Origin of the sequence: Micromonospora sp. A200, assembly GCF_029893845.1 — a bacterium.
Lineage (GTDB): Bacteria > Actinomycetota > Actinomycetes > Mycobacteriales > Micromonosporaceae > Micromonospora > Micromonospora purpureochromogenes.
Window position 1 is genome coordinate 62880 of the sequence record NZ_JARXXY010000018.1, and the last position, 23865, is coordinate 86744.

Genomic DNA, 23865 nt, shown 5'->3' on the forward strand with positions numbered 1-23865 from the left:
GGGTGGACTCCCGTCGTCACCGGAACTCATCGGTCCCCGCCAGCCGGGCCGCGCGCGCCTCCAGGTAGCGCCGCTCCGGCAGGCTGGTGGTCCGCCGAGCCGCCAGCAGGTACGCCTCCCGCGCCGCCGCCCGCTCCCCGGCCAGCTCCAGCAGGTGGGCCCGGACGGCGGCCAGCCGGTGGTGGCCGGCGATCCGCTCGTCGGCGTCGAGCGGGGCGAGCAGGGCGAGCCCGGCGCGCGGACCGTCCACCATGGCCACCGCGGCGGCCCGGTTGAGGGTGACCATCGGGTTCGGCGACACGGCCGCCAGCACGCGGTAGAGCGCGACGATCTGCGGCCAGTCCGTCCGCTCGGCGGCGGGCGCCTCGGCGTGCACCGCCGCGATCGCCGCCTGGAGCTGGTACGGGCCCGGCGGCGACCAGGTCAGCGCCTCGGTCACCAGGGCCACCCCCTCGGCGATGGCGGCCCGGTCCCATCGGCTCCGGTCCTGCTCGGCGAGCGGGACCAGTTCCCCGCCCGGCCCGGTCCGCGCCGCCCGGTGCGCGTCGGTGAGCAGCATCAGCGCGAGCAGGCCAGCGACCTCGCCGTCGTCGGGCAGCGCCCGGTGCAGCTGGCGGGTCAGCCGGATCGCCTCGCCGGTCAGCTCGGCCCGGTGCAGGTCCGCCCCGCTGGAGGCGGTGTAGCCCTCGTTGAAGATCAGGTACAGCACGTGCAGCACGGTCCGCAGCCGCTCGTCCCGCTCGGCCGGCGACGGCATGACGAACCGCGCGCCGGCTGCCTCGACGCGCTGCTTGGCCCGGCGGATGCGCTGGCTCATGGTCGGCTCCGGCACCAGGAACGCCTGCGCGATCTGCGCCGTGCTCAGCCCACCCACCGCGCGCAGGGTCAGCGCCAGCTGCGCCGAGCGGGGCAGCGCCGGATGGCAGCAGAGGAAGAACAGGGTGAGGCTGTCGTCCCCGGTGGACGGCGACTCGTCGGCGGGCGGGGCGACCGTCGCGTACGCCGGCTCCCGGAGCGCGACGGCGACCTCGCGGTCGCGGCGGGCCCGCTCGCTGCGCCACTCGTCCGTCAGCCGACGGCCGGCGACGGTGAGCAGCCAGGCGCGGGGATTGTCCGGCACCCCCCGCTCCGGCCACTGCGTGGCGGCGGCCAGCAGCGCCTCCTGCACCGCGTCCTCGCAGGCGGAAAAGGCGCCGTGCCGGCGGACCAGGATGCCGAGGACCTGCGGCGCGAGGGCGCGCAGCAGGTCCTCCACCTCCCGAGGTGTCACATCTCGGTCCCGGCCTCGTCCATCACCGGGCGCACCTCCAGCACGCCGAAGCCCATCCGGACGTCGGGCCAGCGCGCAGCGATCTCGACGGCCCGCTCCGGGCTGTCGCAGTCGACCATCAGGTAGCCGGCGAACTGCTCCTTGCTCTCCATGAACGGCCCGTCGGTCACCTCGGGGTGCTCGCCACGGAGCCGGACCGTCCGGGTCTGCGACGGGTCGGCCAGCGCCTGGCCACCGACCAGCTCGCCGGACTCGGTCAGCTCCTTCATGATCTCGTCGACCTCGCCGAAGAGCGCGGTGCGCTCCTGCTCGGAGAGGCCCTCGACGAAGCCGGGCCGGTTCCAGATCAGCAACATGTACTTCACGTGGTGCTCCTGACGTCGGTTGGCCACGCCGTTCGTGGCCCTCGATGACAGGTCGGAGCCCGCCCGCTGGATCCGACACCGCCGCCGAAAAGAATTCTGCCCGAGCGGTCAGCTCCGGCCGGGCAGCGGCCGGGGCGATGGCGTGCCGGCGTGCAGCGAGGCCCGGTCGGCGGCGGAGGTGCCGGAGTGCCAGCCGTCGGCGTCCCGGATGGTCAGCCGGGCCCGGGTGACGCCGGGGAAGAGGCTCTCCATCCGCTCGCGGACCGCGTCGGAGCGGGCGGCCAGCACGGGTAAAAGCCGTTCCGGGCCGGTCGCCTCGGCCGCCTGCCGGTCGGCCTCCTCGGTCGCGGCCCGCAGCCGTTCCCCGATGCGCAGCGCGAACGCGTGCAGGAACGACTCGTCGTACGCCTTGGTCCGCCGGCTGCTGCCCCGCTTGCGCTCGGCGCGCCCGCGCAGCATCGCCGCGGTGGCCTGCACCAGCAGCGACGTGTAGAGCAGCTCGACCGCCTCCAGGTCGCCGGCGAAGCCGAGCACGGTGGCGAAGCCCAGGTCGTCGTTCCAGACCGACTCGCACCGGTTCGCCGCCGCCACCTCCTGCACCAGCAGCGCCTTAGCCCCGGCGTACGGGGCGTCGGTGCTCAGGCGCATCCCGCCGGGCAGGTCGGGGCGTTCCGCGGTGGCCTCGACCATCGCCCGGTCCAGGCTGTGCCGGGCGATCAACTCCTGCGCCTTGCCGGTCAGCGCCTCCGCCTCGGCCGGGAAGGTGGTCGACTCGGCCTTGGCCAGCAGCGCCCGCACCCGGTCGAGCATCACCGAACCGCTGCGCCCCGGGGCGGCGCGCCGGGCCACGGCCGGCCCGTCCCCGCCCGGCGGCGGGCGCAGCATCGCGATCGGCGGCAGGCCGTCCAGCAGCGCCAGCACCTCGACCGCGTCGCGCAGCGCGGTGATCCGGTCCTCGCCCTCGCGGGCGGCCCACCGGGCCAGCCAGCCGGCGTCGTCGTCCCACCACACCCGGGCCGCCAGTCCGTCGAGCTGCTCGTCCCACCACGGCGGGACGTCGCCGGCCTGCCCCCGCCGCTGCGCGGCGACCGCGTCGCGTACCAGCCGGCCGGGTCGCGCGCCGAGGCGACGGGTCACCATCCGGGCCACGTCGACCGGCTGCCAGCCGCGCGGCCAGAGGCGGGCGAGGGCACCCGCCAGGCGGTCGAGGAGGGCGGCGTCCACCACCGCCGTGCCGTCCGGGGCGCCGGTGCCGACCACGAGCCGGTCCAGCTTCCGCTCCGCGTCGCGTACGTCGGTGCCGCGCACCGCCGCGACCGCGTCGGCGATGAGGGCGTGGGCGTCCGGCACGGGTGGTCCTTCCTGGGCAAGACGCCCGGGTGGTGTCCGGATCGTCGGGAGTGTCTGCCCGGCAACGGTACCGGGTGCGAATTCGACAGCCGGATCACTCATCCGCACGGGCCCCGTCCGCGTACTACTGCCCGAGCGGACGGAGGGTCGAGGGTGGGCAGCCTCACGGTGAGCGGGTCGGCCGACCGCAGCCGGCACCGTGGTCGTCGCGGGGCCCGGGCGGGCGCGGTGGTGCTGGCGCTGGTGGTGGTCGCCGGCCTGGGCGGCGGCGCCTGGGCGGCCGGGCGCGGCGAGCTGGACCTCGGCGAGCTGGTCGGTGACGTCCGCCGGGCGCCCGCGCCGGCCCGCGCGGCGGTGGCCGCCGCACCGGGCCGGCCGGCGGCGACGCCCACCGCTCCCGTCCTGGGCTACCCCGAGCGGGGTACGGGCACCTGGCGGACGGCGACCGCCCGGGGTGCGGTGGCCGGACGCGCGGGCGAGCTGCTGCGGTACCGGGTGGCGGTCGAGGGCGGCATCGACGAGGTGGACGTGGAACTCCTCGGCCGGGAGGTGGCCGTGGTGCTCGCCGACCGCCGGGGTTGGACGGGCGGGGGGCGGTGGCGGCTGCAACGGGTCGGCCCGGACGTCGCGGCCGACTTCACCGTGCTGCTGACCACCCCGGCGACCCGCGCCGACCTGTGCGGGGACGCCGACGACCGCTACACCTCCTGCCGCAACGGGGACCGGGTGGTGGTCAACGTGGCCCGCTGGGCGCGCGGGGTGCCCGGGTTCGGCGGTGACCTGGCGACCTACCGGGCGTACGTGCTCAACCACGAGGTCGGCCACCGGCTCGGCATGGGACACGAGCTGTGCCCGGCCCGGGGCGCGCCGGCCCCGGTGATGCAGCAGCAGACGCTGGGGCTGCACGGCTGCGCGCCGAACGCCTGGCCGTACGTCGACGGCACCCTGCACACCGGCCGTCCCGGCGAGTACGACGACCCGGTGCCGGCCGGGGACTGACCCCGGCGTCGGTGTCCCGCCCACGGGACGGAACCGTGCTTTCCCCGTCGGCTGCGGCTAGGCTGGCTGCGCTGGTCTCTGCCTTCTGCTACGAGGGAACGAGCCCGGTGGGCGTAGGGAGCAGTGCAGTGCACACCGAGCCTGGGCAGCTGTTGTCGACATCGGCGGCCGACCTCCGGATCACTCTCACCAACATCGGCCACCTCCTGCGGGTGAGCGTCGCCGGCGAGGTGGATTTCGCCACCTCCGGCGAGCTGCGCGCGGCGCTGGACGCCGTGCTGGCCGACCTCACCGGCACCCCCGTCGAGGTGGACCTCGCCGAGGTGCCCTTCCTGGACTCCTCCGGCGTCCACGTCCTGCTCGACGCATACGCCTGGGCCGCCGACCGGGACTGCCCGCTGGTGGTGGCGAACGCGCAGCCCGTCGTGCGTCGGGTCCTGGAGATCACCGGGGTGCTCGCCCTGCTCGGGCTCGCTCCGGCTGGCCGGTGACGCTCAGCTCGCCGGTCTCCACCAGGTCGCGGGCCACGTCGACCAGCTTGACGTTGATTCGTTGGCTCGCCATCACCAGCAGCTCGAAGGCCTGGGCGCCGGTGAGCCGGTGCCGTTCCATCAGGATGCCCTTGGCCTGGCCGATCAGGTCCCGTACGTCCAGCGCCCGGCTGAGCTGGTCGAGTCGCCGCGCGTCGGCGACCGCCACGGCGGCGTGCGAGGCGAAGAGCAGCCCGACCCGTTCCGACTCGCCGGTGAAGGCGTGCGGCTCCCGGGCGTAGAGGTTGAGCGCGCCCAGATTGTCCCGGGCGACGTAGAGCTGGAACGACAGCATGCTGCCGACGCCCAACTCCCGCGCGCGGGCGATGAACCTGGGCCAGCGCTCCTCGGTGTCCACGTCGGGCAGCCGGACGGTCCGCTCGGTGTACGCCGAGGTGAGGCAGGGACCTTCGCCGGTCTCGTACTGCGCCCGGTCGACCCGCAGCACCACCTCGCCGGTGCCGGCGGGGGTGCTCACCCGGCGCCGCCCCTCGATCTCGGTGATCCCGGCGTGCCAGGCGCTGGGCACGGTGTCCACGGCCGCGTGCACGATGGCCCGCAGGGTGTCCTCCACCGTCCGTTCGCCCTGGAACTCGCGGGCGAGCATGGCGAGCCGGGCGGCGAGGGCGTGACCGCCGGTCGCCCCGTCCCCGCCGGCGGGAGGGGACACAGCAGGTCGGGAATGTGGTTGATCGTTGGCCGGCACGGTGCCTCCTCCCCACCGCATTCGGGGTTCCGGCACGTCACCGACCCCGACGCGGTCCTTGACGAATCCGCCGATACCCCGGCGCGCCGCGCGTCAATCCGGTGGGTGATCAGGTCAACGGCTGCCGGGCGGGGCCGTGCCAGCGCACCAGCAGCACGGTCGCGTCGTCGACGAGCTGGTGGTCCTGGTAGGCGAGGATCGCGTGCACCAGGCGGCGGGCGGTCTCCGGCAGCGGCAGGTCGTCGGCGAGCGCCCGGACGGCATAGTCGACCAGCCGGTCGACGCCGAAGGCCGCGCCGTCGGCGGAGCGCGCCTCGGTGATCCCGTCGGTGTGGAAGAGCACGTCGTCGCCGGGCTCCAGGTCCTCCTCGACCACCACCGGCGCCCGGTGCTCGCCGAGGGTGACCGGCAGCGCGGTCGGGGTGGGCAGCACGATCGCCACCCGTCCCCGGCGCAGCACCAGGCCGCTCGGGTGCCCGGCGGAGATCACCCGCAGCCGGCCGTTGCGTTGGTCGAGTTCGGCCAGCACGCCGGTGATCAGGCCCCGCCGGTCGTGGTCGCGGACCACCGTGTCGATGTGGTGGTAGGTGGCGACCAGGTCGCGACCGGACCGCCGGGCGTTGCGGTACGCGGCCAGCGCCAGGCTGGCCAGCATCACCGCCCGCATCCCGCCGTGCGAGCCGTGCCCCACCGCGTCGAAGAGCGCCAGGTGGGCGATGTCGCCGTTGACCGCGTAGTCGAAGGCGTCCCCGCCCACGTCGTAGCTGGGCTCCAGGATGCCGCTGATGGTCATGCTGCCCGTGGAGAAGGTCAGCGGCGGCAGTTGGGCGCGGAGCATCTCGGCGGCCATCCGCATCGGCGCGCGGCGGCGCACCAGCTCCACGGTGTCGCTGTAGCTGGACCGGGTGACCACCAGCTCCGACAGCAGCGCGCAGGCCGCCTCGAACTCGGAGACCCGGTCGGCGGGGATCGGCTCGGCGGAGAGCACCTCGACCACGCCCAGCCGTTCCAGCCCGTCCAGCAGCGGCACCCACAGCCGCGCCGGCCCGGGCCCGCCGTCGGCGGCGTACGGGCGCATCATCGCGTACGCCCGCCCGGCCAGGGTGCCGTCGACGGCCAGCGAGCCCCGGTCGGCGGCCTCGTCGTCCATCGGCAGCAGCTCCCGCTGCTCGTGGTCGACCACGTGGATGCGCATCGAGGTGGCGCCGAGTTCGGTGGCCATCCGTCGGGCCAGCGCCGGCAGGTCCTCCGGGCGCGCGTGGTGGGAGTGACGCAGCAGTCCGTGCAGCGCTGCCCGCTCGCTCACCGTCGCCTCCGTCCTGCCGCCCGCCTGCCGGTACGGGTACCCCGCCGGCCACCGCTCGGAACGCCGGCCGGTCAGCTCCGGGGGAAGGCGGCCCAGATGTTCTTGGTGCCGTCGGTGGCGTACCAGCCGACGCCCAGCGAGACGGCCTCGGCGATCTGGAGCCCGCGCCCGCCGGCCCCCATCGGACGGGTGTCGACCAGCTCCGGGATGGTGCTCAGGTCGTGGTCGGCGACCTCCAGGATGAACCGGTCCTCGGCGACCAGCAGGCGCACGATGGTGGGCGGGATGCCGTGCCGCAGGGCGTTGGTGGCCAGCTCGCTGGCGACCAGGACCATCAGCTCGGGCACCTCGTCCAGCTTCTCCCCGGCGAGCAGTTCCTCGCCGGTCAGCGCCTGGTGCAGGGACGCCCGCAGGCCGCGCAGGTCGGCGGGACTGGACAGCTGCCACCGCCGCAGCTCGGTAGCCTGCGGCGACGGGGGTGAGGTGCGCAGCTGTGCCATGGTCCCGGTTTACCCTCCGTAGCCGCGTCCTAAGCGGTTCCCCCCGGGTGTCGTGACCTGGACAGTGCCCCGCCGCAGGCCGCCGTCCCGGCCTGCGGCGACCCGCCGCGGGCCCCCGTCGGGCGGGTGGCGCGGGCCCGGCCGGGTGCGTGGTTGTTCTACCCTCCTCTATGTGAGCGAGCTCATTCCGGAACCGGTGCACCCGGGACAGATCCGTACCTCCGACGCCGACCGGGAGCGGGTCGCGGCGGTGCTGCGGGAGGCGGCGGCCGAGGGCCGGCTCGACCTGGGCGAGCTGGACGAGCGGCTGGGCCGGGTCTACGCCGCCCGCACCTACGCCGAACTGGAACCCCTGACCCACGACCTCCCCGCCGTGGGGTTCTCGCTGTTCCCGCCCCCGCCGCCGGCGTACGTCGCCCCGGCGCCGGTGTCGCGCAGCGGCTACGCCCTGGCCGGCAAGTTCGAACGGTCCGGCCCGTGGAGCGTCGGCCCCGAGTTCACCTGCCTGGCGTTCTGGGGTGGCGGGCTGGTCGACCTGCGTGACGCGATCTTCACCGTGGGTGCGGTGCGGATCAAGGCCTACGCCCTGATGGGGGGCCTGGAGATCTGGGTGCCCGAGCAGGCCACCGTGCACGTGACCGGGGTCGGGGTGATGGGTGGCTTCGACCACCGGGCCACCGGGCCGGGCGCGCCGGGTGCGCCGACGGTCACCGTCGGCGGGTTCGCCCTCTGGGGCGGGGTGGCGATCAAGCGCAAGCCCTCCGAGCGGGAGCTGCGGTTGCGCAAGCAGGAGAAGAAGCGCAGGAAGCTGGAGAACTGGTCGCCCGACTCCGACGACTGACGACTGGCCGGTCCGGTCGCCCGGACTGCGACGGTGGGACCGAAAGCGGTCCGTTTCGCCGAGGTCCGGCCGCCCGAACGGCCGATCGAGCTGCGGTAGTGGGCCACCGGGCGATGCCGATCGGACGCCGGTTGAGATACCGTCGCGAGGTGATCGTCGAGGAGCATTGGTGGAACGGGGACGCGACGGCACGCGGCCGTCGCGACGTGTACATCCGCAGCGACGGGCTGCGCTGGGAGGTACAGGCACAGATCGGCGGCGCCTACGGCCGCTCGAAGGTGCAGGAGTGTCCGAGTCGTACCTCGGCGAGCATTCTCGCCGGGGCGTGGCGCGGGGGTAATCCCGCGTGGCGCGAGCTGCCCCGCTGAGCGCGGGCGGGTTCGCGCGAAACTGACGCCGACCCCCGCCGGCGTGGTGGTCCGCGCCGCCGGGGTTCCGCCGTCCGCGTCAGGTACCAAAAACGTTGATCACGGTACGTCGGGCGGCCGTGGTGGCCCGGGGCCGGTGCGTTCAGATGCCCGCCGCGATGCCGGCCTGCCGGTTCGCCTCCGCCATGTCGAGGCCGGACGCCTGGAGCGTCTCGCTCACCACGATGCCCAACTGCGACACGACGATCGTGCCCGAGAAGCGGTCATCGGGCGGCCCGGGACGGTCCGTCCGCCGGCGGGCGGGTCGGGGGCGCCGCTCCGCAGCCGGGGGGACAGTCCGCACGCGCGCTCACGCCACTTCCTACCCGTCAGGCGGGGCCGTAGTCGTTCCGACCTGGGCTGCGCTGGGCGCAGTGCGCTGGCCGGCCAGTGCGGTGGCGATGACGTCCGCGGGCGCCTTCAGCAGTGCGATGATCCTCGGGTGGGTCGTGACGTTGCGTGACGTAGGTGGGTCGCTCGGCCAGTGACTCTCGCGCCGTCGTCGCGCACCTTCCCGGCGCATTTCGAAGGCGATCTCATCCCGACCGTCTGACCGACGCACGTCCACCGGAGGGCTCCGATGACCGACTCACCCGAGATCATCCGTCGCTACTTCGCGTTGGCCGGCCAGCCGGACCGGGACGCCTACTTCGCGCTCTTCGCCGACGACGCGGTCATCGAGGACGAGGGCAGGGAGCACCGGGGGATCGAGGCGATCCGCGCCTGGCGCCGGGCCACGCCCCTGGTGTCGTACGAGATCACCGACGTCGAGGACACCTCGGCGGGGACGGTGGTGACCGCCACCATCAGCGGGGACTTTCCCGGCAGCCCCGTCGCCGGCCTGCGCTTCCGCTTCGCGGAGTATGACGACCGGCAGATCCGCCGGCTGCGCATCGCGCCCTGAACAGGAGAGCGGGCCGACCGCGCCAGCCACGCCTCGGCCACCGAGGGGGTTCACCGGAGGCCCTGCCCCCGGTGATTGTGCCGATCCAGGCCGTGAGGCGTACCGTTGGCTTGTCGCCCGGGCCCCCGGTGGCCGTCAGGTGCCGTCGCCGCCGGTTCAAGGCGGCCTTGACCAATCGTTATCCCCATCGGGACAGCTGCTCGCCGTGCTGGCTGATCGCCTACCACGTCCCGACGCACGATCCGCCGGTCACGCACGGTTCAGGGTCGCCCCGCCCCGACAGCCGGCGGTGGATCGACCGGCGCAACCACACCGCCGTCCGTGAGCGCGACCGCCTCGGACGGCTTCACGCAAGGGAGCACCCGTATGAGGATCGCCAGAGACCGGATCGTCACCGTCCTTCGCGAACGCGGCCAGCAGATGAGGGCCGACTGGATCGAACGCGAGCTGCCGGAACTGGTGGACCCGGCGCAGCACGTCGGGCTGTTCGCCACCCTGCATCTCGATCCGGCCGACCTCGTGGACGCACCGTCCCGATGAGGGTGGCGCACATCGAGAGCGACCAGTTCGGCGGCCAGTCACCGGTCACCGGGGCCGGGGCTGGGAAGGCGGTGCCGGAGCGCCTGCCCGCACCAGCCCGCACCGCGGCCTGACTGCCGCCACCCCTGGCTCACCGCTGTGGACGTACGCCGCCGCCCGATCGCAGGTGCGGCGACCGCGGGCGCTGCGCGGGCCTGATGGCCCGGCTGCTCAGGGGCGCTCGTCGGCGAAGTGGCCGCGCAGGGTGGCCAGCGCTCGGGTGATGAGCCGGGAGACGTGCATCTGCGAGATGCCGATCTGCTCGGCGATCTGGCCCTGGGTGAGATTGCCGTGGAAGCGCATGTTCAGGATCCGGCGTTCGCGTTCCGGCAGGGTGGCGAGGGCCGGGCCGAGGGCGACGCGGAGTTCGACGAGGTCGAGGCCGTGGTCGTGGGCGCCGAGGGTGTCGCCGAGTTCCGTGCTGCCGTCGGCACCGGTCGGTGTGGACAGGGAGGTGGCGCGGTAGGCGCGGGCCCCTTCCAGTCCTTCCAGGACCGTCTCCTCGGGCAGGTCGAGGTAGGTCGCGATGTCGGCCACGGTCGGTGAGCGCCCCAGGGTGTGGCTGAGGGTGCTGTTGGCCTCGGTGATCGACAGACGAAGCTCCTGCAGGCGGCGGGGCACCCGCACGGCCCAGGTACGGTCGCGGAAGTACCGCTTGATCTCGCCGATGACGGTCGGGATGGCGTACCCGGTGAAGTCGACGCCCCGGGTGGAGTCGAAGTTGTCGACGGCCTTGATCAGCCCGACCACCGCGGTCTGGGCCAGATCCTCGTCGTGTACGCCGCGTCCCGAGTAACGGCGTGCCAGGTGGCGGGCGAGCGGCAACCACGCCTCGATGGCGCGTTCCCGCAGCGCCGGGCGACGGGGGTCGCCGGCCGGAGTGGTGGCCATCATCGCCAGGAGGGCATCCGCGCTGTCGGCGCTCTGCACGCTGCTGCGCTGGCCGAAGCGGGTGCTGGTCGTCGGTTCGAAGGTGGTGACCATGAGTGTGGCCTTCCCGCACGGGCCCGCTGATCGAAACGACCGGAAGATCTCCGAACCGGCTGTCGCCGGAGCGCACGTACGGGCTGGTGCGCTGTCGCAAGGCCACGATCACGGGCCTCGCCACCGCGTCATGTCGTTCACTTGATACCGCGAACGCTACCCGAAAGGCGGATCAATTGCTAGCCGAAAGTATGAGGCGTCCCAGCGTGGCGGCCGGTGACTCGACGACGGCAGGAGGATCACCCAATCCGCCCCGACACGGCTCGGCGATGGCTGACACTGAAGGTGAAAGGGCACCGGGTCAGCCGGCAGCCGGCCGTCAGGAGGGAGTGCATCGTGACGTCGGGATCAATGACTGAACGGATCAAGGGTCTGCTCAACAGCCCGAAGGGTCGTGACCTGATGCGGTTCGGCCGCACCCAGGCGGCCAAACCCAGCACCCAGCAGAAGCTTCGACAGCTCATGGAGCGGGTGACCGGAGGACCGGGTCGACGCCGCTGATCAACTGGCGGACTGCAACGGCTGGACATGCGATCGTGAGTGACACCAGCATTGGCGCCGACCGCCAGCGCGGCAGTGACTACGCCGACCTGTCCCGGCAGGTGCGGGCCGCGGGTCTACTCGAGCGGCGGCGGGGGCACTACACCGTGCGGATCGGCCTCGTCGTCGCATCCTTCGTCGGGCTGTGGGGTCTGTTCGCCCGGTTGGGTGAATCATGGTGGCAGCTGGGCGTCGCCGCGGCCCTCGCGGTGGTCTTCGCGCAGGCCGGATTCATCGGCCACGACGCCGGGCACCGGCAGATAGCCCGTACGCGGCGCGGGAACGACCTGATCGGCATAGTGCACGGCAACCTGCTGACCGGGCTCAGCTACGGCTGGTGGGTGGACAAGCACAACCGGCACCACGCCCACCCGAACACCGAGGGCAAGGACCCCGACATCACCGTGGCGCCGCTGTCCTTCACCGCCGGCCAGGCCCGGCGACGGCGCGGCCTCGGCGCGCTCGTCGTCCGCTCCCAGGCGTACCTGTTCTTCCCGCTGCTCCTGCTGGAAGGCCTGCACCTGCACGCCAACAGCGTGAAGGCCCTCCTCGGCCCACGCCACATCGCGCGTCGGCCCGCCGAAGTCGGACTGCTCGCCCTGCACCTGGGCGGCTACCTCGCCGCCATCCTCCTGGTGTTGAGCCCGGCGCAGGCCGTCGCGTTCATCGCGGTCAACCAGGGGTTGCTCGGCCTCTACCTCGGCTGCTCGTTCGCGCCCAACCACAAGGGCATGCCGATCCTCGACGCCGAGGACAACCTCGACTATCTGCGGAGGCAGGTCCTCACCTCCCGCAACGTGCGCGGTGGGCGGTTCGTCGACGCCCTGCTCGGTGGGCTGAACTATCAGATCGAACACCATCTGTTCCCGAGCATGCCGTGCCCCAACCTGCGCCACGCCCGGCCATTGATCCGCCGGTTCTGCGCCGAGCACGACATCGACTACCACGAGACCACCCTCGGCCGCTCGTGGGCCGAGGCACTGCGCCACCTGGACGACATCGGATCCGGCGAGCCGCGGCCGGACGCCGCACTGCGCTGAAGCCGGGTACCCGCGTACCTCGTGGGTCTGGTCCGGTCCCGAAGGCGTCGGCCTGCTCGGCCGCTCCTCGACCGCGGCCTGCCCGTGGTCGGTGGGACGGGTGGCCGACGGCGTCGGGTCAGTCGCGCTGCTCCGGGTCGTCACCCCTGGTCGCCGTCGGCCGCTTCGAGGGGCGGGTCGGGGTCACCGTGAAGGGATGGCGCAGCTGCCGCATCGCCTCCTCGCTGCCGTCGAAGGTGACGCCCGGGTCGTCGCGCTCGTCGGTAGTCGGCGTGGCGAGAAACAACGCGGAGCGATCATTGTCGTTCGATGTCATGCAACAGTCCCATTTCGGCAGGTGAGGAGCGCACTGGTTCGCGGGGAGTTCTCGCCGCGGCATTCGTGGTAACCGGCCGGCGCTCGCACTGGCGCTCGGTGGCGGTGTCTCGATCACGGGCGACCGCCCGGCGACACACCCCGAACCTTACCCGGCATTGCCGTCCGTCGTGCACCGCCGCCGCAGCGGGCCGCCCGCCGGCCGCCACGCGCGGTGCCACCCTCTGCCGAAACGGCGGTGCCGGCGCTGCTCGGTCCTCCCGCCGAATTCCTACGAGTGAGGAATGGTGCGCAGGACGAGTGGCGGTAGGCGTAGCTGCCGCCGTCTCGCCTAGAAGGTCTCTCGCGGTAGCCAGCCGAGGAAGCGGTGTCGTAGCTGTTGTTTGTTGGCCCGAGGTAAATCGAACAGGGCCGCACTGAAGCAGGAGCCCAGGTAGATGCCGAGCGCGGGCCGGGTTCCGCCGAATTCCGCGAGAAGTTGGCTCTGTTTCGTGGCGCAGGGCCATTCGTGAGCGCAGCCGCTGCAGGCCCAGGTGGGTGGCATGGGTAGGTGTGTCTCGGCCGGAGCGGTGGCTGGATGCGTCGGTCTGGACAGGTGCCGGTTCCGGTGCAGATCGTCCGCAACAGGTAGGTGACAGGTCGCCGCGGCGAAGGTGGCTGCTGTGCGCACGAGGGCTTCCGGGCCGGGCTGCTGCGCGAGCAGGGCTGTGAGGGTGTGGTGCGCCAGAAGGTCCAGCCCCGCGCGGTCGATGTCCAGGGTTCTGCACAGCGACACGAGCACGAGGGGCCCTGGCCAGGTGTCCTCGGTCAGGACGCAGGTGATCATGTCGTTGAGGAGCGCGCCGACGGCCTCGGCGTGTTCGGTGAGGGCCGGTGGGGCGTGGGGGTCCTGACTGATGGTGGAGGTGGTTTGGCTGACGGTGTTGCGAATGATCGAGGTGCCGCGGAAAACATCCACTGGGTATCTCCTCGTCAGCAACGTTCAGGAGTTTGCCGTAAAGGCAGTCGAGTGACCAGGCGTCAAGAGGCGATTGCGCACCGTTTCAGGATGTGGTGGTGGCCTGTCGTGATGGTAGAGAACCATTTCGATGCGCGGTGCGGATCGACGCAACTGCTGACTGAACAGTCAGTTGTGCGGCCATCCTCTTGGCTCCGATCCTGATGAGACCGTGTCCCTGCGAAGGTGACGGCGTTGTTCGCCGGCGCGCGCCTGTCGCACGTGACCCGCCCGAGCCGCCATCCGCCGGACTGGCCCTCGGACCACACGCCCCGGAGCTCCTCGCCGACTCGTTCGTATCCCGAATCCTGCGTGCTCCGCGGTAACGCTCTCCGCGACAGGGGGAGTACGTTGGGGCTCTGTAGTTCGCATCCGCGGTATGGGTGCGGCGAACCGGCGTCAAGGAAGTGGCGTGGGTCCCGGCTCCGCCCTGGTGGGTCCGTGCAGCGGCCCGTCAGGTGGGCTGCCATCCGCGCGTTCTCCTCGGCTTCGGTTCCGGGCTGGGCGTGCCGGTCGTGAGGATCTGGTGCCATGACTCGCCCCCTGCCGACGGACCCCGCTGACGCCTTCGCCGAACTCGGCCGTATCAAGCTCGGCGAGGTCGGTCTCGACGATGTCCTGCAGCGGGTCGCGGAACTGGCCAAGCGGGTGCTGCCCACACCGGTGGAGGTGTCGGTCACGCTGGTACGCGGTGAAACCGCGTACACGGCGGCGTTCACCGACGACCTGGCCCGCGACATGGACGAGCGGCAGTACGCGGAGGGGCGCGGCCCGTGCCTGGAGGCCGCGACCAGCGGTGACATCATGTCCGTGCCCGACCTCGCCGCCGACGACCGCTGGCCCGACTGGGGCGAACGCGGCCGCAAGGCGGGGGTGGGCAGTTCGGTGTCGGTCGGCCTGCCGATGCAGGAGGCGGTCGTCGGGGCGCTGAACGTCTACGCGCGCACGTCGCGCGCCTTCGACGACGATTCGGTGTCGGTGCTGGAGACGTTCGCCGCGTACGCCGCGGTCGCTCTGGCCAACGCGCAGCTCTACGACAGCACCGCGACCCTGGCCCGGCAGATGCAGGAGGCGATGGCGAGCCGTGCGGTGATCGAGCAGGCCAAGGGCATCGTCATGGGCGAGCGCCGCTGCAGCCCGGCGGAGGCGTTCGCGGTGCTGGCGAAGGTGTCGCAGGACTCCAACCGCAAGGTCCGCGACGTGGCCCAGGCCCTCGTCGACCGGGCAGCCGGGACGTCCCGCGACTGACGCGCCGTGAGCGTGTTGGTGCCCGGGAGCAGGGCCGGGTGTTAGCCGGCGACCGGTGGGGTAGGGCAGGAGCCAGGATCGTCGGCCCCGCGACCGTGTCCGGACCGGCCTACCTGCAGCTGGTCGAGGCGACCGAACCGGGCCGGCCGCTGACCGGAACGGCAACCGCCCTCCTGCACCAGCACAGGAGGTGACGGACTGGTCTGGGTCGGCGCCCGGCCGGATCCCCGGAATCGGGTGACGCTTCGATCCAGCAGGGGAGCTACGCCCATGTCGTCCGTGCCCGCCTGACGCTGCCGTGTCCGTCGGCCGTCGGGAGGCGCGGATGCGGTGAGAGGTCACCGGTCCGATGGACCGCATCGCTGGTCAGGATCGAGGTAGCAGTGGTTTCGGCCAAGCTCATCGGGGTGCCGGTCACCGCCAGCAGGTAGGTGACGCACGGGGCCGCGTCGCGCAGGGTCAGCTGGACGTGAGCGCGGGCGGCTTGTCCAGCCGGCGGTGGAGGCCGTTGAGCCAGGCGTCGTCCTCACGTTCCTGCCGTGGCCCGCGGCGCGCGCGTCCGATCATCGTCCTGACCGGCAGGTCATGTCGGTCCCGATGCCGTACCGACGTCGTGGGAAGACGTCAACGGCTCGGCGGGCATGCCCCGAACGGTGGCGAGGTGACCGCCCGTGGGGGTGCGCCTGGTGGACGACCGCACCGGAACCGGATTGACCATGTGGGGGCGGTACCCGGTCGAGCACCCTGCGGACAGGCGCGATGAGGTGTGTCTCGGCGGTCTTCGGGTAGGGGCGCATCCAGCGAGAGATGGGAGACCCGATGGCGAGCATCACCAGGTCGATGCTGGAGACGTACCCGAAGTCGATCAACCTGGACCGGTCGAAGCTGGCCGCCGCGATCGACGCGCTCAACGACTGCGCCCAGGCCTGCACGGCGTGCGCGGACGCCTGCCTGAGCGAGGACATGGTCGCCGAACTGGCGAAGTGCGTGCGGACGAACCTGGATTGCGCCGACATCTGCGCCACCACCGCCCGCGTACTGTCCCGGCACACCGGCTACGACGCGAACATCAGCCGCACCGTGCTGGACGCGTGCGCCATGGCGTGGCCGTCGTGCGCGGACGAGTGTGCCGGTCACGCCGACCGGCACGAGCACTGCCGGATCTGCGCCGACGCGTGTCGCGCGTGCGAGCGGGCCTGCCGGGACCTGCTCGCCACCATCGGCTGACGAAGCCGCCGGTGCCGGCCACCACGGCCGGCACCGGCACCACTCACGGTGTCACCGCTTGGCCTCGTGCTTGGCCATCTGGGGCTGCTCGCCCTTGCCGACCCTGCGCAGCGCCTCGCGCAGCTGCTCCTCGGTCATCTTGGAGTTGCCCTCGATGCCCGCGTCGTGGGCCTGCTGGCGAAGTCCATGCAGCCGTTCCCGGTCACCCATGTCGGCCTCCCCTTGGTGCGGTGGCGCGGGCGGCTCCGCGCCACTGTCACCCCTCGTCTTCCCGGACGCACCGGGGCCAAACGGCCTCAACCAGCGTCCGGACGGCCGGCGCCGTCAGGCGGCTTGTCGTGGCCGCGGGTGTTGACGCTGAAATCACCCTCAGACGCCATCCGGACCTCCTTCAGGTCGCTCAGACGCTCGACGCGCTGCCGGCGGAATTGGCTGTACGGCGCCTTCTCGGTGACCAACTCGTGGCCGTGTGAGTGGGTGATCGAGTTCGGATTGGAGCGCATCGAGCGGGGGATGTATCCCTACGTGCGGGTGGTATGGGGGGCGGTGGGCGCAGCCGTGGCTGTGGCGACCGTGGCAGGTTGCGGCCCGGTGACCGACCGCGGTGACGCGGCGGCTGCCGTCACCATGCGGATGATGAGCGCCGTCACCGCAAAGGACGGGCCCGCCGCCTGCGCCCTGCTGGCTCCGGACACAGCAGCCGAGCTTGAGCAGTCTGCCGACAAGCCGTGTGCGGAGGCAATCCTGGAGGAGGACCTGCCCGGGCCGGGCTCGGTGTCGGGCAGCCGCGTGTACGGCCAGTGGGCCCAGGTCCAGCTCAGCGGCGACATGGTCTTCCTCGCCGTCTTTCCCGGTGGTTGGCGGGTGGTCGCCGTCGGCTGCACCGCTCGCGGCGACGGGCCCTACGACTGCGTGCTCCAGGGAGGCTGAGCATGCGACCTCAGTTCGTTCTGTTGCTGCTCGTGGTCGCGGCCGGGCTCGTGTACTTCTCCGCGCTGGGGGTGCTGCACCGGTGAGGAAGTTCCTGCGCGACAACTCGCTCGGTGTGGTGTTCGGGCTGATGTTCCTCGTCACGCTGGTCGGTCAGGCGTTCGCCGGGCACGCCGACTTCAACCAGCAGCAACTCAGCGAGGGTCTGCAGCAGGTTTCGTTCGGCCGGTACGTCACGTCCGCGAGTTTCGCCGTCGACGTCACTGAGAACTGGCAGTCGGAGTACCTGCAGTTCTTCCTCTACATCTTCCTGACCGTCTGGCTGCTGCAGAAGGGCTCACCGGAGTCCAAGGAGCTCGACAAAGCCGGCCGCGAATCGGATGAGGACCAGATGGTCGGCCCCCACGCCACCGGAACCTCGCCGGCGTGGGCGCGGGCCGGTGGCCTGCGGCAGGCGCTGTTCTCCCACTCGTTGGGCCTGGTCATGGGCGCGATCTTCGTGCTGTCGTGGCTGGCTCAGTCCGTCAGCGGGGTCGCCGCGTACAACGAGGAGCAGCTCGGGAACCTCCAGGATCCGGTGTCCTGGGGCCAGTACCTGCTCCAGCCCGACTTCTGGAACCGCACCCTGCAGAACTGGCAGTCGGAACTGCTGGCCGTCACGTCGATGGTCGTCCTGTCGATCTACCTGCGGCAGCGGGGATCCTCGCAATCCAAGCCGGTCGGGGCGGCGCATACTGCCACCGGAGTGGAAGGCTGAGCGTGCGAGCACCAACTCGCGGCCGCTGCCAGGCGAGCGGACGCACCCTGCCACTCGTCGAGCTGACGGTTCGCCTGCCTGGGTCGGACCGCTACTGTCCGGGCTGACCGGCCAGAACCCTGCAGTCGTTGGTCGCTGCCGCGAGTAGAGCGGCTGCGGTGTCGAGCCGGCCGACCGCGTGGTGGGTGGCGGCGAGGGTTTTCCACTGGAGTGGGTCAACGGTCAGCACCGCCGCAGCCGGATGGTTGACCAGGAGGTCGAGCCGGTCGGTGTCGGCGACTGATCGGGCTGCGTCTGCCAGGCACATCACGGGTAGCCCGAAGAGGGATCCCTCGTTGGCGACCTTGGCGATCGCTTCGCCCACGGCGGTCGAGCCCTCGGTGAACGCGAGGATGGCGGAGGTGTCGAGGATGAGTCGGATCGGAAGGTCGTTCAGGGTGGGGGTGGGCTGATCCCGTCCGGCGGGAGATGAGCGGTCGCGGGGGCGGCGCTGCCCTGGGGTGCGCCACATGGGGTAGATCGTGCTGCCGTCGGGGAGAGTGAATGGTGCGAGGGGGACGTAGCCGTGCCGTGCGTACAGGTCCCGGTCGGCGAGGGTTGTCGCCTCCGTGTAGGTGGGCAGCGGCACCTGGCCCATTCGAGCGTTGCTGGTGGCGAGCAGGGTGCTGGCACGGCTGGCCCGGTACGGCTTCGGTGCGACGGCGAAGAACGCCAGGTGGTTGTGCGGGCCTTCCGGTCGGTGCGTGTGCAGAACGTCGTCGAGGTGCAGGAAACGGTCCACGTACTCGCCGCAGGCGACAGCGAGCCGCTTGCCGTACCCGCTCGGCGGTGAGATGGGACCGTAGCGGTGCAGCCACACGGCGGCGGCGGAACGATCCTGCAGGAGACAGGCCTCGCCGAACAGCAGAGCGTGTTCGGTCCAGATGCGGACGACGGCGCTGAGGATGACCCGTCGGCGGTGTTCGTCGGGTACGAGCCATGCGCCGATGGTGCTGTCGGCGAAGGGGTCGACGACAAGATCGACGATGTCGGGGATGTCGTGCCAGTGAGCGCGGCAGACGGGCAGATTGTTGATCACGCGGTTCTCCGGGGAGCAAATGCGGCTGGTCAGGGATGGGGGTGTCGCCGGGCTGCGCAGGATTCTGGGACGTCATGACGCTCGGCAGCAGATGCGACTTCTTCTTCACCAACCGTGCCGATCAGTCAGGCGCGGTACGGGCAGAAGCGGTTGCGCGGCCCGTGAAGGCGGGACCGGACCGGACCCCGGTGGCAGCGGCGATGGCGTGCGCCTGTGTGGGGCGGATGGTCGTCGCGGCTGTCCCGCTGGCGCGAGGATGGTCAGGGTTGCTCAGGCGGGCCTGGTGCCCGGTTGACCGCAGCGGCCCGCGAGCTTCTCGCATCCGGTGACGTAACCGCCGACACGTTGCAGGGCCGGGGCCCATGCCCGCAGCGAAGCGTCAGCCGGGATTCCTGTCCCGCCGGTAGCGGAGCCGTGGCCGCCGGCGCTGGTGGGAGCGCCAGGAGTCAACCCGGGTGTGTGGACCAGGTCGCCTGCCCACGGCACCTGACTTGTCCCGGCCGCCTTTGGCGACCTCGGGTCAGGGCTCGCTGTCACGGACGTCCGCGCCTTCTGCGGGGCTACCAGGTGGACCGCCGCCATCGGGGGGAGCGGCCGCATGATCGCGCTGGGCGTTGCGACCCTCGGTGCCGCATCCGTCGATGGCGGCGCGTCGACGGCAGGGCCGGCGGGAGGCATCGACGGCGCGGCGGGTGAGCCGATGATCGGCTGGGTCAGGCCGAGCACCGGGGCCAGAGCGGGTGGTAGAACGTCAACGATCGGCTGGGTCACGGGCTGGACGGCAGTGCCGACCGGTTCCAGCAGGCCTGTCCCGGCGATCTCCTCCACGACGGGCGACGTCAGGCCCACAACCGGACGCGTCGCCGAGGCGACTGCCTCGACGACCGATTCGGCGTCGGCGGCTGTCGTCGGGTCCACCACCTGGCCTACTGCAATCTGCACACCCGCCGACCGTTGTCCCGTCGGCATTCGCGCCGGTACGTCCAGGCCCGCCAGTTGGCCCCAGTCTGGGACCGCTTCCGCACCGCCGACACGGCCGGACGCCCTCTCCATCCCAGGGCCAGTGAGCGAGAAGGGCTCGCACCGCAGGGAACTTTCGGCAAGGGCTCCGCTGGAGCTGAGCAGGTCACCGAGGGTGCAGGACACCGCGCGCTCGGCGGCCCGAGCAGCGTCATCCGCAACCGCCTCGTGAAAGCCCCATAGACCGACCACGCCTCCGATCAGGAGAGCGCCACGCAGCGTCCACCGAGCCAGCCGGCCTCGACACCGCGACAACAGGCACCTCCGATGGATCGCCTTCGTTCTCCCAAGGCCTGTGATTGTGCCCGGAGTGACCGCCCGGACACCCTGCGACACACCGCCGGTGTCGATGTCATCGCCCAGCTCATGCCGGCTGCCGACAGTGCCGCTCAGCGGGCCTTCTTCGTCGCCCGCTTGCGGGGCGGTGTCAACAGGTCGGCGATCGCCGCGATCGCGGACGGCAGCTGAGCCCTCATCCGTGCGAGTGTGGAAGCTCAGTCCTCTATTTTGACGGCCGGGTAGCGATGGCGATGCTCCGCGAAGAACCTGCCGAACTCGGTCAGCGGGAGTGGCTCGGGGATCGGGTACCGAGCGGGTATGGCGCGCAAGGCTGACTGGTAGCGGAAGAAAGTCGCAAGGTCGCTCGGGTAACGCCCCGGATCTACTCCGGCGAACGATCCCGCTACCCGTGCGTGGTCAAGCACCGCCTTCCACTGGTCGACGGTTGCCAGCCCCACGGATTCCACCCCATGGCAGAACAGCATGAGGTGTAAATAGTCGTAGGCGTCCGACTGTTCGAGATAACGCGTAAGGGCATTTGCCGAACCCTCGACGGGGAAGGTGCTCCAGTAGGGCACGCAACCGGTCCGCAGAGCCCACCAAGGGTCGAGGAGCATGAACGACTCCACCAGCAGTCGATCGGCCGGCAGGCCGCGTCGCCGGTACCACCATCGGTACAAATCTGCGACGAGTGGGCTGAGGTCGTCCGGGTCGTCGAAGACCAGTCGCCGTACCTGATAGCCGTGCCGGCTCGCGAACGCGATCACGTCGTCCCGTAGCGCCGGTTCGAACCCCCACTCCGCCTCAGGGCTTTCGCCATCGGGCGCTGGTACCTGCCACCGTGTCCGCTGGACTCCGTAACGGCGTAGATAGTCGGCTATTCGGGGATCGCCCTCGTGGTACTGCTGCGGCTCCAGCCCGCCCACAGCACCGAACTGGAAGACGTGTCGCTGGCCGACGCGGGTGGTGGGCCATCGCCGGGTGCACTCGGCGAGCAGGAGCACGCCGCCGGGATCGAGCGTCTCGGCCAGGAACCGCTCGTACGCGGGGCCGAGTCGGGTGCGTTTGACCCGGAAGTAGGCCATCCGCCGCGACGTCAATCGATCCTGGTTCGGATCATGCATGTGGTGCAGGACGAAGTCGGGGTTGCGGGCCAACAGCGCCTGGGCGGTGGCGTCGAAGGCGTGTACGGCGCGCATGGAATCGTCCGGGGGGACCTGCCGCTGACGCAGCGGGAGCAGGAGCGTCTGGGGCAACCACGCCATGCCGAGGGCCGCACACAGATGCACGAGTGCCCCACTGGACGAGCCGATGGCGACCGCCGGATACCGGCGCCGCGGGTAAAGCCCGGCGATCGCGGCGGCGACATCCTCGATGTCGAGAGCCGCCATGTGCGCGGCCGGCCGTGCCTCGGCTCCGCTAGCCAGGCTGTAGATCGTCTCTCTGAGCCGGATCGGAAGCCGGTTCGCGGCGACTGCGAGCGGACCCAGCAGACGCCCGGCCGGCCGGCCCATTGGTGGGGTGTCGCGGTTATGCAGGAAGCGGGCGGTTGCCACCACCATCGCGGAAGCGGAGTCGAATGCGGCCACCTCGCGGGGTAGTTTCATCACACCTCCCGCCGGCGTCTACCCCGAAAGTCGTCCGGTACGCCCGGTTCCGTCCGCGGCTGGCGGGTAACCCCGACCATGCGGAAGAAGGGCCAGCCGTGTACGCCACCATTCCCGGCGGACGTCACGACCTCGTACCACGACGGTCCGCTCGGTCGGATGCGCAGCCGGGCGGTCGGCGAGCCGCGATCCGATGTGCCGGAGCTGGTGCTCGTCCAGGGCATGGGAGTTGCCGACTACCTCATGCCGGGCCTTGGCGCTCTCGGCGGGTGGACCCGGGCACACCTCGTCGAACTACCCGGCTTTGCCGGCAGCGGTGAACCGCCGCACGAGCTCACCGTGGCGGAGTTCGGCGATACGGTCGCGGACTGGCTCGCCGCCCAGCGACTCGGTCCGGTGCTGCTCGCCGGCCATTCCAGCGGCACTCAGGTTGCCGCGCAGGCCGCGGTGGGCCACCCCGATGTGCATGGTGTCGTCCTGGCCAGCCCCACGGTTGATCCGGTCGCTCGGGGGCCGCTGCGTCTGTTCATCCGCTGGCGTCTGGACGGGCACCGGGAGCCACCGGGGTTGACCGAGTCACATCGGCCCGAGTGGAAGCGGGCAGGGCTTGCCCGCATGCTGCACCTCGCACGCGCACATCTCGACCACACGATCGAGGGACCGGTGACCCGTCTCGAGGTTCCGCTGTTGGTCATCCGCGGGCGCGACGACGTGATCAGTACTTCGCGGTGGGGCCGGCAGCTGGCTGCGTTACCGCCTACGGGTGAGTACGTCGAAGTGGCCGGCGCCCACACCTTCCCATGGCTGGACCCCAAGGCGTGGTCGGAACCGATGCGCCGCTTCGCGACCAGGCTCGACTGATTGGCATCGGCCCGCTGAACCGTGAGCAGCACCTGCCGTCCTTCGGGCTCATCGGGGGCGCTGGAAGCAGGGGTTGACCTGGTGGGCGTGGGGTATCCGCGGCCCATGCGAACAAGGGATCTCGTCGTTGTTGTCACTGGGGCGTCCAGCGGCATCGGTCGGGCGACCGCCCGTGCCTTCGCCGACCAGGGCAACGCCCTCGCCTTGGCGGCGCGAGGAGACGCTGCATTGGACGACGTTGTTCAGGAGTGCGTGGGGCGCGGCGGGCAGGCGATCGCGGTGCCCACGGACGTCAGCGACTCGTCGGCGGTGCAGGAGTTGGCTCGGCGAGCTATCCAGCGGTACGGGCGGATCGACGTATGGGTCAACAACGCTGCGGTGAGCGCTTTCGGACCGTTTCAGGACATTCCGGAGGAAGACTTTCGGCGGGTTCTCGACGTGAATGTGATGGGTTACGTGCACGGTGCCCGTGCGGCGCTGCCGGTGATGCGGGATCAGGGCCACGGCGTACTGGTCAACGTGTCATCGGTTGTCGGGGTGGTGACGCAGCCCTACACGCACGCGTACACGATGGCGAAGTTCGCGGTCCGGGCGTTGAGCGGCAGCCTGCGGCAGGAACTGCAGCTGGAGGCCGCGTCCGGGATCCATGTGTGCACCGTTCTGCCGGCAACGATCGACACACCGATCTTTCAGCACGCCGCAAACTACACGGGCCGGGCGGTGCGGGCCGTGCCACCGGTATACCCGCCCGAGCGGGTCGCGCGGACCACTGTGAACCTTGTGCGGCGGCCCCGGCGGGAGGTGGCCGTCGGGACGGCGGCCCACGCCTTGCTCATGCAGTCCCGGCTGACTCCCGGGTTGGTCGAGCGGCTCATGGCCATCCAGGTCGGCCGGCAGCACTTCCTGCCCCGGCCCGCGCCGGATACCGCTGGAAACCTGTTCCGGCCAGCCCTGCAACCGGTGACAACCCACGGCGGCTGGGACAGCGGGCAGAAGATAGCCCGGCGGGTGGTGGGAACCGCTGCCACACTGCTAGTCGGGACAGCCGCAGCCGCGTTTCGTCGATGGCGGAGATGAGCGATCGGATCGGTGACCGCCGCCGCGATGGGGAGCAGCTGCTCCTCACTCTTCATCCCGTTTATCCACGCCGCTGGTGGCCTCGTAGTGCCACCCGTCGTCGGGGCGGTGAACCCTGCGGTACTCCACGTACCAGGTGCCTTCGCGA

General features: G+C 71.5%; 28 protein-coding genes and 1 pseudogene. 14 read left to right on the forward strand and 15 right to left on the reverse strand.

Features of this window, described 5'->3' with window-relative positions:
• Positions 1–16: 16 nt before the first annotated feature.
• From M2302_RS18820 to M2302_RS18830, 3 genes are all read right to left on the reverse strand, one after another.
• On the reverse strand, positions 17–1270 hold the full coding sequence (locus tag M2302_RS18820; RefSeq protein ID WP_280839168.1) for a sigma-70 family RNA polymerase sigma factor: 1254 nt from the start codon (positions 1268–1270) through the stop codon (positions 17–19).
• Positions 1267–1635: a YciI family protein gene (locus M2302_RS18825; protein ID WP_348529430.1), complete on the reverse strand. Its 369-nt coding sequence runs from the start codon at positions 1633–1635 to the stop codon at positions 1267–1269. The genes M2302_RS18820 and M2302_RS18825 overlap by 4 nt, the downstream gene beginning before the upstream one ends.
• 108 nt (positions 1636–1743) lie before the next feature.
• A complete protein-coding gene (locus M2302_RS18830; RefSeq protein ID WP_280839169.1) occupies positions 1744–2985 on the reverse strand; it encodes a DUF2786 domain-containing protein in 1242 nt (413 codons plus the stop codon).
• A gap of 153 nt (positions 2986–3138) precedes the next feature.
• On the opposite strand from M2302_RS18830, the gene M2302_RS18835 reads away from it, so the two are divergent.
• Both M2302_RS18835 and M2302_RS18840 read left to right on the forward strand, forming a co-directional pair.
• A complete protein-coding gene (locus M2302_RS18835) occupies positions 3139–3984 on the forward strand; it encodes a DUF3152 domain-containing protein (protein ID WP_348529431.1) in 846 nt (281 codons plus the stop codon).
• Positions 3985–4112: 128 nt separating this feature from the next.
• Positions 4113–4475 (forward strand): STAS domain-containing protein, encoded by a 363-nt coding sequence (locus tag M2302_RS18840; protein WP_280839170.1) that lies wholly within the window; start codon positions 4113–4115, stop codon positions 4473–4475.
• Here M2302_RS18840 and M2302_RS18845 read toward each other — a convergent pair.
• The 3 genes from M2302_RS18845 to M2302_RS18855 form a co-directional block, all read right to left on the reverse strand.
• Positions 4429–5184, reverse strand: a complete 756-nt coding sequence (locus M2302_RS18845) for a GAF and ANTAR domain-containing protein (protein WP_280839171.1) — start codon at positions 5182–5184, stop codon at positions 4429–4431. The two genes, M2302_RS18840 and M2302_RS18845, sit on opposite strands and share 47 nt — an antisense overlap.
• Positions 5185–5329: 145 nt before the next feature.
• Positions 5330–6526: a PP2C family protein-serine/threonine phosphatase gene (locus M2302_RS18850; protein ID WP_280839172.1), complete on the reverse strand. Its 1197-nt coding sequence runs from the start codon at positions 6524–6526 to the stop codon at positions 5330–5332.
• A gap of 71 nt (positions 6527–6597) precedes the next feature.
• The gene (locus M2302_RS18855; RefSeq protein ID WP_280839173.1) at positions 6598–7026 is read right to left on the reverse strand and encodes an ATP-binding protein; all 429 of its coding nucleotides are present in this window, start codon (positions 7024–7026) and stop codon (positions 6598–6600) included.
• 172 nt (positions 7027–7198) lie between these two features.
• Here M2302_RS18855 and M2302_RS18860 point away from each other — a divergent pair, with 172 nt between their 5' ends.
• Both M2302_RS18860 and M2302_RS18865 read left to right on the forward strand, forming a co-directional pair.
• A complete protein-coding gene (locus M2302_RS18860; RefSeq protein WP_280839174.1) occupies positions 7199–7867 on the forward strand; it encodes a DUF1707 domain-containing protein in 669 nt (222 codons plus the stop codon).
• Positions 7868–8016: 149 nt separating this feature from the next.
• Positions 8017–8235, forward strand: a complete 219-nt coding sequence (locus tag M2302_RS18865; protein ID WP_088964186.1) for a hypothetical protein — start codon at positions 8017–8019, stop codon at positions 8233–8235.
• A 142-nt stretch (positions 8236–8377) separates the two neighbouring features.
• On the opposite strand, the gene M2302_RS18870 is transcribed toward M2302_RS18865, so the two are convergent.
• Positions 8378–8578: a hypothetical protein gene (locus M2302_RS18870; RefSeq protein ID WP_280839175.1), complete on the reverse strand. Its 201-nt coding sequence runs from the start codon at positions 8576–8578 to the stop codon at positions 8378–8380.
• A 276-nt stretch (positions 8579–8854) separates the two neighbouring features.
• Between M2302_RS18870 and M2302_RS18875 the strand changes: the two genes are divergently transcribed.
• Together M2302_RS18875 and M2302_RS18880 are read left to right on the forward strand one after the other, a co-directional pair.
• A complete protein-coding gene (locus M2302_RS18875) occupies positions 8855–9178 on the forward strand; it encodes a nuclear transport factor 2 family protein (RefSeq protein ID WP_280839176.1) in 324 nt (107 codons plus the stop codon).
• Positions 9179–9544: 366 nt separating this feature from the next.
• Positions 9545–9718, forward strand: a complete 174-nt coding sequence (locus M2302_RS18880; protein ID WP_280839177.1) for a hypothetical protein — start codon at positions 9545–9547, stop codon at positions 9716–9718.
• A gap of 210 nt (positions 9719–9928) precedes the next feature.
• Here M2302_RS18880 and M2302_RS18885 read toward each other — a convergent pair whose 3' ends face one another.
• A complete protein-coding gene (locus tag M2302_RS18885) occupies positions 9929–10651 on the reverse strand; it encodes a SigB/SigF/SigG family RNA polymerase sigma factor (protein WP_280839247.1) in 723 nt (240 codons plus the stop codon).
• 441 nt (positions 10652–11092) lie between these two features.
• Between M2302_RS18885 and M2302_RS18890 the strand changes: the two genes are divergently transcribed.
• Together M2302_RS18890 and M2302_RS18895 are read left to right on the forward strand one after the other, a co-directional pair.
• Positions 11093–11242, forward strand: coding sequence for a hypothetical protein (locus tag M2302_RS18890; protein WP_170285366.1), 150 nt, complete (start codon positions 11093–11095; stop codon positions 11240–11242).
• A gap of 35 nt (positions 11243–11277) precedes the next feature.
• Positions 11278–12321 (forward strand): acyl-CoA desaturase, encoded by a 1044-nt coding sequence (locus M2302_RS18895; RefSeq protein ID WP_280839178.1) that lies wholly within the window; start codon positions 11278–11280, stop codon positions 12319–12321.
• A 118-nt stretch (positions 12322–12439) separates the two neighbouring features.
• Here the strand turns inward: M2302_RS18895 and M2302_RS18900 are convergent, their stop codons facing one another.
• Together M2302_RS18900 and M2302_RS18905 are read right to left on the reverse strand one after the other, a co-directional pair.
• A complete protein-coding gene (locus tag M2302_RS18900; protein ID WP_280839179.1) occupies positions 12440–12637 on the reverse strand; it encodes a hypothetical protein in 198 nt (65 codons plus the stop codon).
• A 330-nt stretch (positions 12638–12967) separates the two neighbouring features.
• Entirely contained in the window at positions 12968–13594 is a 627-nt protein-coding gene (locus tag M2302_RS18905) for a hypothetical protein (protein ID WP_280839180.1), read from the reverse strand.
• A 570-nt stretch (positions 13595–14164) separates the two neighbouring features.
• Here M2302_RS18905 and M2302_RS18910 point away from each other — a divergent pair.
• Both M2302_RS18910 and M2302_RS18915 read left to right on the forward strand, forming a co-directional pair.
• A complete protein-coding gene (locus tag M2302_RS18910; RefSeq protein WP_280839181.1) occupies positions 14165–14881 on the forward strand; it encodes a GAF and ANTAR domain-containing protein in 717 nt (238 codons plus the stop codon).
• Between the two features lie 819 nt (positions 14882–15700).
• The gene (locus M2302_RS18915; protein ID WP_280839182.1) at positions 15701–16108 is read left to right on the forward strand and encodes a four-helix bundle copper-binding protein; all 408 of its coding nucleotides are present in this window, start codon (positions 15701–15703) and stop codon (positions 16106–16108) included.
• A 51-nt stretch (positions 16109–16159) separates the two neighbouring features.
• On the opposite strand, the gene M2302_RS18920 is transcribed toward M2302_RS18915, so the two are convergent.
• Together M2302_RS18920 and M2302_RS18925 are read right to left on the reverse strand one after the other, a co-directional pair.
• Positions 16160–16318 carry a hypothetical protein gene (locus M2302_RS18920; protein ID WP_280839183.1) on the reverse strand — a complete coding sequence of 53 codons (159 nt, stop codon included), beginning with the start codon at positions 16316–16318 and terminating at the stop codon, positions 16160–16162.
• 86 nt (positions 16319–16404) lie between these two features.
• Positions 16405–16566 (reverse strand): hypothetical protein, encoded by a 162-nt coding sequence (locus M2302_RS18925; RefSeq protein WP_280839184.1) that lies wholly within the window; start codon positions 16564–16566, stop codon positions 16405–16407.
• A 19-nt stretch (positions 16567–16585) separates the two neighbouring features.
• On the opposite strand from M2302_RS18925, the gene M2302_RS18930 reads away from it, so the two are divergent.
• Together M2302_RS18930 and M2302_RS18935 are read left to right on the forward strand one after the other, a co-directional pair.
• Positions 16586–17038, forward strand: a complete 453-nt coding sequence (locus M2302_RS18930; protein ID WP_280839185.1) for a hypothetical protein — start codon at positions 16586–16588, stop codon at positions 17036–17038.
• 82 nt (positions 17039–17120) lie between these two features.
• The gene (locus M2302_RS18935; protein ID WP_280839186.1) at positions 17121–17795 is read left to right on the forward strand and encodes a DUF6766 family protein; all 675 of its coding nucleotides are present in this window, start codon (positions 17121–17123) and stop codon (positions 17793–17795) included.
• Positions 17796–17886: 91 nt separating this feature from the next.
• Here M2302_RS18935 and M2302_RS18940 read toward each other — a convergent pair whose 3' ends face one another.
• From M2302_RS18940 to M2302_RS18950, 3 genes and pseudogenes are all read right to left on the reverse strand, one after another.
• Complete coding sequence (locus M2302_RS18940; protein ID WP_280839187.1) at positions 17887–18873, reverse strand: hypothetical protein; 987 nt, start codon at positions 18871–18873, stop codon at positions 17887–17889.
• 1409 nt (positions 18874–20282) lie between these two features.
• A pseudogene (locus M2302_RS18945) lies at positions 20283–20357 on the reverse strand (transcriptional regulator); the annotation flags it as partial.
• Positions 20358–20387: 30 nt separating this feature from the next.
• Positions 20388–21779 carry a hypothetical protein gene (locus M2302_RS18950; protein WP_280839188.1) on the reverse strand — a complete coding sequence of 464 codons (1392 nt, stop codon included), beginning with the start codon at positions 21777–21779 and terminating at the stop codon, positions 20388–20390.
• A gap of 159 nt (positions 21780–21938) precedes the next feature.
• Between M2302_RS18950 and M2302_RS18955 the strand changes: the two genes are divergently transcribed.
• Positions 21939–22640 (forward strand): alpha/beta hydrolase, encoded by a 702-nt coding sequence (locus M2302_RS18955; protein ID WP_280839189.1) that lies wholly within the window; start codon positions 21939–21941, stop codon positions 22638–22640.
• Between the two features lie 105 nt (positions 22641–22745).
• The gene (locus M2302_RS18960; protein ID WP_280839190.1) at positions 22746–23717 is read left to right on the forward strand and encodes an SDR family oxidoreductase; all 972 of its coding nucleotides are present in this window, start codon (positions 22746–22748) and stop codon (positions 23715–23717) included.
• Positions 23718–23865: the final 148 nt, after the last annotated feature.

Bases quoted from the DNA above. Each gene is read 5' to 3' on its own strand.
- M2302_RS18955 (WP_280839189.1), top strand. From the start codon at position 21,939: ATGCGCAGCCGGGCGGTCGGCGAGCCGCGATCCGATGTGCCGGAGCTG.
- M2302_RS18920 (WP_280839183.1), bottom strand. From the start codon at position 16,318: ATGGGTGACCGGGAACGGCTGCATGGACTTCGCCAGCAGGCCCACGAC.
- M2302_RS18950 (WP_280839188.1), bottom strand. From the start codon at position 21,779: ATGAAACTACCCCGCGAGGTGGCCGCATTCGACTCCGCTTCCGCGATG.
- M2302_RS18875 (WP_280839176.1), top strand. From the start codon at position 8,855: ATGACCGACTCACCCGAGATCATCCGTCGCTACTTCGCGTTGGCCGGC.
- M2302_RS18890 (WP_170285366.1), top strand. From the start codon at position 11,093: ATGACTGAACGGATCAAGGGTCTGCTCAACAGCCCGAAGGGTCGTGAC.
- M2302_RS18900 (WP_280839179.1), bottom strand. From the start codon at position 12,637: ATGACATCGAACGACAATGATCGCTCCGCGTTGTTTCTCGCCACGCCG.
- M2302_RS18880 (WP_280839177.1), top strand. From the start codon at position 9,545: ATGAGGATCGCCAGAGACCGGATCGTCACCGTCCTTCGCGAACGCGGC.
- M2302_RS18960 (WP_280839190.1), top strand. From the start codon at position 22,746: ATGCGAACAAGGGATCTCGTCGTTGTTGTCACTGGGGCGTCCAGCGGC.
- M2302_RS18885 (WP_280839247.1), bottom strand. From the start codon at position 10,651: ATGATGGCCACCACTCCGGCCGGCGACCCCCGTCGCCCGGCGCTGCGG.
- M2302_RS18855 (WP_280839173.1), bottom strand. From the start codon at position 7,026: ATGGCACAGCTGCGCACCTCACCCCCGTCGCCGCAGGCTACCGAGCTG.
- M2302_RS18915 (WP_280839182.1), top strand. From the start codon at position 15,701: ATGGCGAGCATCACCAGGTCGATGCTGGAGACGTACCCGAAGTCGATC.
- M2302_RS18910 (WP_280839181.1), top strand. From the start codon at position 14,165: ATGACTCGCCCCCTGCCGACGGACCCCGCTGACGCCTTCGCCGAACTC.